Origin of the sequence: Caloranaerobacter ferrireducens (genome assembly GCF_001730685.1) — a bacterium.
GTDB classification, from domain to species: Bacteria; Bacillota; Clostridia; order Tissierellales; family Thermohalobacteraceae; genus Caloranaerobacter; species Caloranaerobacter ferrireducens.
In genome coordinates, this window is record NZ_MDJR01000006.1 from 145,660 (window position 1) to 152,179 (window position 6,520).

Genomic DNA, 6,520 nt, shown 5'->3' on the forward strand with positions numbered 1-6,520 from the left:
CTTACGCCCTCCTAAAGTAATATCCAACACCTCTTTTTGTGAGGACATACCTAGGACTACTAGAATCATCTTCCACTTTTTCTCTTAATCTTCTTACGGTAACATCTACCGTTCTTATATCTCCATAATATTCATAGCCCCAAACTTCCTCAAGTAATTGTTCTCTTGAAAACACTTGTCCAGATTTTGTTGCTAAGAACTTAAGTAATTCAAATTCTCTTAATGTTAACTCTATAATCTTATTGTTCTTTTTGACTTCATATCTATTTAAATCTATGACCAAATCTTCACAAACTATTATTTCTCCATTAGAATTTCCACTCGACATATCTACTCTTCTTAAATTAGCTTTAACTCTAGCTATAAGTTCTCTCATACTGAAAGGTTTTGTTATGTAATCATCAGCTCCAAGCTCTAATCCTAATACCTTGTCCACTTCTTCTTCCTTAGCTGTCAACATAAGTACAGGAGTCTTAAGCTTATGCCTTATTTCTTTAAGTACCTGGAACCCATCTTTTTTAGGTAACATTACATCTAATAAAATCAAATCTGGTTTTAAGTTAAAAGCTTTAAACACAGCCTCTTCCCCGTCATATGCTAATTCAACCTGAAACCCTTCTTTCTCTATGTTAAACTTTAATATGTCCGCAATAGGTTTCTCGTCATCTACGACTAGGATTTTCTTATTCATCAATTATCACCTCAAATATTATAGTTTGTGAAAAAAGTCAATTTTCTAGAGTAAATGAATCCAAACGTTATCTTTATTATAATTCTATATTATAATTAATTTATCCTTCAAATATTTTTTCTAATATCTGTATGTTTTGTCAACATAATCTGACCCATTATTCTAAATAGGTCAAAAGTCCTGTAGAATTTTGTCTAATTATATAATATAATTTATATTGAGATATGCAAAACATAAAATATGGTAATATTTTATTCTCCATCCCCCATAATTTTTCATATAAATGAAGTCAACCAAACGGTTGACTTCATTTATTTTAAATCATATAAATTTATTTTTAATACTGCTTTAGTTGAACTTTTTAGATTATTACCTTCTCCTAAGGTTATTAAAATGTCTTTTAATTTCTCAAATCCCCAAACATCAGAAATCTTTTTAATAACTTCAAAAGATTTTCTATATGCAATATATTGGTCTAATTCATAAAAATTTTTATCTAGACTCTTTATATCTACTTTGTCTACATATTGGATATCTTTTCCCCATTCAAAACCTGTTAATTTATATTCTGTATAAAGTGCTATTCCTTCTGTAAGCCACATTGGATAATTTCCGTGAGTAATCTTATCAACTATAAGGTGAGTAAATTCATGAACGATAGGACCATCTTTTTCATAAACCATATTGAAGTTTTCAATATCATTTATCCATAGTTTAGGAGATAATATGTTAATCACTCCACCATAATAGACACCAATTGGATATGTTTGTTTATTTAGACGTGTATTTTTCAATAATTCATTTCCATCATCGTATATTATGATAATGCTCTTTTCTTTAGGATAATAATCAAACATCTTACAAACAACGTTATAGTATTTTTCAGCTATTTCTCCAGTTAAATATGCAACTTCCTTATTCTCTTCATCAAATCTTATAACAAAATGTTTAGTTTCTAATATGTCATAATCTTTTATATTTGCTAATATCCTCTTCTTTTCTATATTATTGTACAAAGTATTGATAGAGCCCTTTAAATATCCAATAAATTTTACATTAGTAATAGAAATAAATATAAAAACAAGTATTACAACAATCAATAGTCTGAAAATATCTTTTATATGTTTTTTCATTCTATTGTTCCCCCTTTCTTTTAAATATGTATATGGGGAACGTACATATTATATCATGTTATTATGTAAACTTCATTGGTAATTTTTGCTCTAAATAAACCCTAAAAGTATAACCTTTTAGCCTTCTTATGCATAAATTAAATCATAGGAAGGTGAGATGTATGAGAAGGCAAAGAAAGTATAAAATTGATCCGATAGTAAGCGCTAAGCTTAATTCAAAATCTAAAGAAGAAATTCCTGTTATTATCAGAGCTAAAAATGGTGATTTCAATAGGCTTAGCAATATCGTATTAGGTATGTCAAGCAAAGTTAAACGCACTCTTCCTCTAGTAGGGGGAATAGCTTGTAGCTTAAATATTGAAACTATAAGCAAATTAGCAAGAGATCCAAATATCGAATATATAAGTTTTGATTCTAAAGTTTTTGCCCTATTAGATATCGCAACTTCTTCTATAAAAAGTAATTTTGCTCATGAATTAGGATATACAGGCAAGGGAGTAACAGTTGCTGTAATTGATACAGGTGTAGCACCACATAATGACCTTACCAAACCCAGAAACAGAATTATAGGTTTTAAAGATTTCATAAACGATAAAACCTCGCCATATGACGACAATGGTCACGGCACACATGTTTCAGGTATAATAGCTTCAAATGGATATTCGTCAAAAGGTAAATATGCAGGCGTAGCACCAGAATGTAATATTTTAGGAATAAAAGCATTAGATAGTTCAGGAAGCGGTAGTACATCAGATATAGTTGCGGCAATAGAATGGGTAATAAAAACTAAAAACGTATACAATACTAAAATAATAAATCTATCACTAGGTAGTCCACCTACAAACCCATATAACGAAGATCCTCTTGTAAAAGCTGTAGAAGAAGCTGTTAAATCTGGTCTAACTGTTGTTGTTGCTGCCGGCAATAGTGGACCTGCTAAAGAAACAATATTATCTCCAGGTAATTCTAAAAAAGTAATTACAGTTGGAGCAGTAGACGATAATAAAACTCCTGAATTAAGTGATGACTTCATTGCACCTTTCTCAAGTAGAGGACCTACAAAAGAAGGCTTCAAAAAACCAGATGTTGTAGCTCCAGGTGTCGATATCATGTCATTATCAAGTAGCAACCTCAGTAGCTATACTTCATTAAGTGGTACCTCTATGGCTACCCCTATGGTGTCAGGAGCCTGCGCCTTATTATACAGCAAACACGGAAATCTTAGTCCAAGTCAAATTAAAGCAATGATTATGAAATCCTGTGTAGATTTAAAAGATACCTATAATAATCAAGGTAGTGGGGTAATTAATCTAAAAAGACTATTCCAAGAAAAACCTATCGAAGATGTCCCCGAAGAAAAACCATATACAGAAAATTTATTCGGAGACAATTTCATTGCTATTGTATTACTGTTCTTACTTTTAAGTAAAAGAATTTAAAAAAATTAGCTCAGTCAAAAGACTGAGCTATCTGTATTTTTTGCCTAAATATTTATATGGATTTACTGGTTTACCGTATTTGCGAACTTCAAAATGCACATGAGGTCCTGTACTTCTTCCTGTATTACCAACAGCAGCTATTACTTTTCCTTTATAGACTTTCTCACCTTTTTTTACATAGATTTTGCTGCAGTGAGCATATCTAGTTGTAAATCCGCCTCCATGATCTATTTCAACCATGTAGCCATATGAACCTCTCCATCCGGCAAAAGTTACCACTCCACCATCTGCTGCTTTAATAGGTGTTCCAGTCCTTGCTGCTAAATCTATACCCTCATGCATTCTGCCCCATCTCTTGCCGAAGCCTGAAGTCAAAGTACCTCTCGTAGGTGTTATAAAAACACCTGTTGCTTTAAGTGGTGGTATTTCCTTAGTTCCTTTAATAATAATCTGAGATATTGGATTAGAAATAATAGTTTCCTTTAAAATCTCTTTTGCAACTTCAATTCCATTATGTTTCTCTATCTTAGCTATAACTTCTTTTTTACCATATACTCCTCTTCTTTTTATTACTGCTTGATCCTTATACATTTTAGAACTATATTCATATTTTATATCGAAATCAATCTTTTCAATATATTTCTTTTCTTCATAAGTAGCTACTGTTAAATATGGCTTAGGCACTATTAAACTCAATTCATCTCCTGGATGAATGAGCTTAGGATTTTTATCAGGATTAGCTTTAATCAAATCATTTACAGTCAAATTATACTTATGCGCTATAGTCCAAAAATTCTCACCCTTTTTTACAACATGAGTTTTAACTTCATCTGTTCCTTTTTGAATATAATTTAGTACCTTATCAAAATCCTCCACTGCAGATATCGGAACTTCTTTTTTAACTATTTTAACGTTTTCAACAAACCTTATATCTTCTATTGAAGAATTTTCTTCCTCTGCTGAGTTTATATAAGGTTCTTTAATCTTATCTAACACTTTTTTGGCTAAATCTTCTGTCTTAAGAATTCCTAATACCTTTCCATCTGCTTCAATTGCATATGCAAATACATTAAATTCAATATTATCTTTCAAATTATTCTTAATATCTTCTTTTTTTGTCAACTCACTGTCCTCAGCATGAGTATCTTGATACTCGAACTCATCTTCAATTGAAACCTCAAAACCATAATTAGTAGTTAATTCATTTTTAAGCGTAGTTATAACATCATTAACAATTTCTTTATTCCTAACCGTACCTATGTAATTGCCATTATAAATAACCTTAAAAGCCCTTGTATATATCTCACGTTTTACACTCTTTCTATATTCAGCAAACGCAAAACCGCCTGCTAAAATGCTTATTATCACGGCAAAAATAACCACTTTATTGAATTTTTTGCCTTTATTTTTTATATTCAATTTCTTAATAAGTTCATTAATCTTTTTAAAATACGAGCTATTCATTCTAAAGCTCCTTCCTAAAAAGTTTTTTGTAACACAATTGTAATATAAGCTCAAAATAAATTATATCATATATCCTGAAATTTACAAAGAATAATCTAATGCATGTCTATAATTATTTTATTCTTCTAATTAAAATATATTCTATCTAAGCAATAGCTCTCTTATAATAGCATCATCACTTTTTAAATCTAAAACCTCTCTACATATTTCAATAAAATCTTCAGTTTTTGCATTTCTAAATTTGTTTCTTTTAAAATAAAGCTTTAAAATATTAAAAAACTTCTCATCTCCAATTTTTCCCCTAAATTCATTTAAACTAATTGCACCTTTTTGATATACCAAAGCCAAATACTCCTGCCATGAATTAAAATTACTCAGACTCTTATTTATAGACTGATTTATAAAATCTGAGTCCTTATACTTGTTAAAACGACCAATAACCATTTGATTAAACACTTTATCCTTAACTTCTACACCATACTTTTTTTCATAATATAAAATCGTTGAATATTCAGTTAAACTCTCATCTAACCACGGTTCATCAATTTGATCATTCCCAACAATACCATACCACCATTGATGAGCTGTTTCATGTGCAATAATATATTCTAATATGTCTGACTGTCTATATGAGTATATGTCATTATCTATCATAACCACATTCGGATATTCCATACCCCCAACATAAAAGTCACTTGCTACAACTTCAAATTCTTTATAGGGGTATTTACCGAATAAATCATTAAATATCTTGATTGAATCTACTGCATATTGTAGTGCTTCTTTTTTATACGTATCATTAAAACAATAAGAAACAACCTTGATATTATCAACCCAAGCCTCTTCTTTTTTAAATTTATCACTTAAAATAATTACAAAATCTCTAACATTATCTGCTTCAATATAATATTTCACCTTATCATCTAATTTTTTCGTATCAACAATCACGCCAGTACTAACTGGATAATAGTTTGATGGTGTAAGAAGCTCTACTCTATAATTGCTAACATCACTATAAAATGGATCTCCTAATTTATAATAAGGATCTAAATTCCACCCCTCTTCATCATAGACAGCTAAAATAGGATACCAATTCGTTATATTAAAAGTATATTTACCATATCCAAACCTTCCTCTAGAATTTGGTATTTTTATTTTCCCTTGAATTTCTACAGTAATCTCTGCACCATCTCTAAGCCATCTTTCAAGCTCAATCATAAGTATTGTATAATCTCGTCCTATAATCTTATATTTTTGCTCTTTGTTATCTACCATTACTTTTTTTATATCAATATATCCTGAATCAAATCCGTTTGGATAAGCTTCATTAATTTCTTCTTCAAAATATGGTGCTGTTTTAACCTTTCTGAAAGCATTTGGATATATATGAAAATATATCTTTTTTATTTTCTTTCCTGTATTATTTATATAGCTAACTTTTTCATCAATATAAATTACCTTATTTACAGGATCGAACTCTGCTTTAATAAAATATCTGTTCAATATCTTTTGGTTTACATTAAATGTAAATTGGACATCATCTCTAATAAATGTATATGTTACAATTGGTGTGATTGTTATTATAAAAAGCAATAAAACTTTAAAGATTATTTTGATTATTAATTTATGCATCGCATCCCTCCACTCACCTTTCATTTTTGAACTTATTACTAAAATATATTAATTGATAATTGGAAAATATAACTTAATATAATTTGGATGAACATTGTGTTATAATAATAGAACAAAATCTTCATTTAAGTAAATTAAGGAAGATTTTGTTGAAATCCATA

At 29.5% G+C, this 6,520-nt stretch carries 5 protein-coding genes; 1 reads left to right on the plus strand and 4 read right to left on the minus strand.

All coding sequences use genetic code 11. From position 1 onward, the window contains the following. Nucleotide 1: 1 nt before the first annotated feature. Nucleotides 2-691: a response regulator YycF gene (yycF, locus tag BFN48_RS09800; protein ID WP_069650729.1), complete on the minus strand. Its 690-nt coding sequence runs from the start codon at nucleotides 689-691 to the stop codon at nucleotides 2-4. 311 nt (nucleotides 692-1,002) lie between these two features. Beyond that, nucleotides 1,003-1,824 carry a peptidase MA family metallohydrolase gene (locus BFN48_RS09805; protein WP_069650730.1) on the minus strand — a complete coding sequence of 274 codons (822 nt, stop codon included), beginning with the start codon at nucleotides 1,822-1,824 and terminating at the stop codon, nucleotides 1,003-1,005. A 161-nt stretch (nucleotides 1,825-1,985) separates the two neighbouring features. Here BFN48_RS09805 and BFN48_RS09810 point away from each other — a divergent pair, with 161 nt between their 5' ends. Next, nucleotides 1,986-3,263: a S8 family peptidase gene (locus tag BFN48_RS09810; RefSeq protein WP_242863258.1), complete on the plus strand. Its 1,278-nt coding sequence runs from the start codon at nucleotides 1,986-1,988 to the stop codon at nucleotides 3,261-3,263. 27 nt (nucleotides 3,264-3,290) lie between these two features. On the opposite strand, the gene BFN48_RS09815 is transcribed toward BFN48_RS09810, so the two are convergent. Both BFN48_RS09815 and BFN48_RS09820 read right to left on the minus strand, forming a co-directional pair. Further along, a complete protein-coding gene (locus BFN48_RS09815) occupies nucleotides 3,291-4,727 on the minus strand; it encodes a peptidoglycan DD-metalloendopeptidase family protein (protein WP_069650731.1) in 1,437 nt (478 codons plus the stop codon). Nucleotides 4,728-4,868: 141 nt separating this feature from the next. After that, nucleotides 4,869-6,359, minus strand: a complete 1,491-nt coding sequence (locus BFN48_RS09820) for a M1 family metallopeptidase (protein ID WP_069650732.1) — start codon at nucleotides 6,357-6,359, stop codon at nucleotides 4,869-4,871. Nucleotides 6,360-6,520 lie beyond the last annotated feature (161 nt).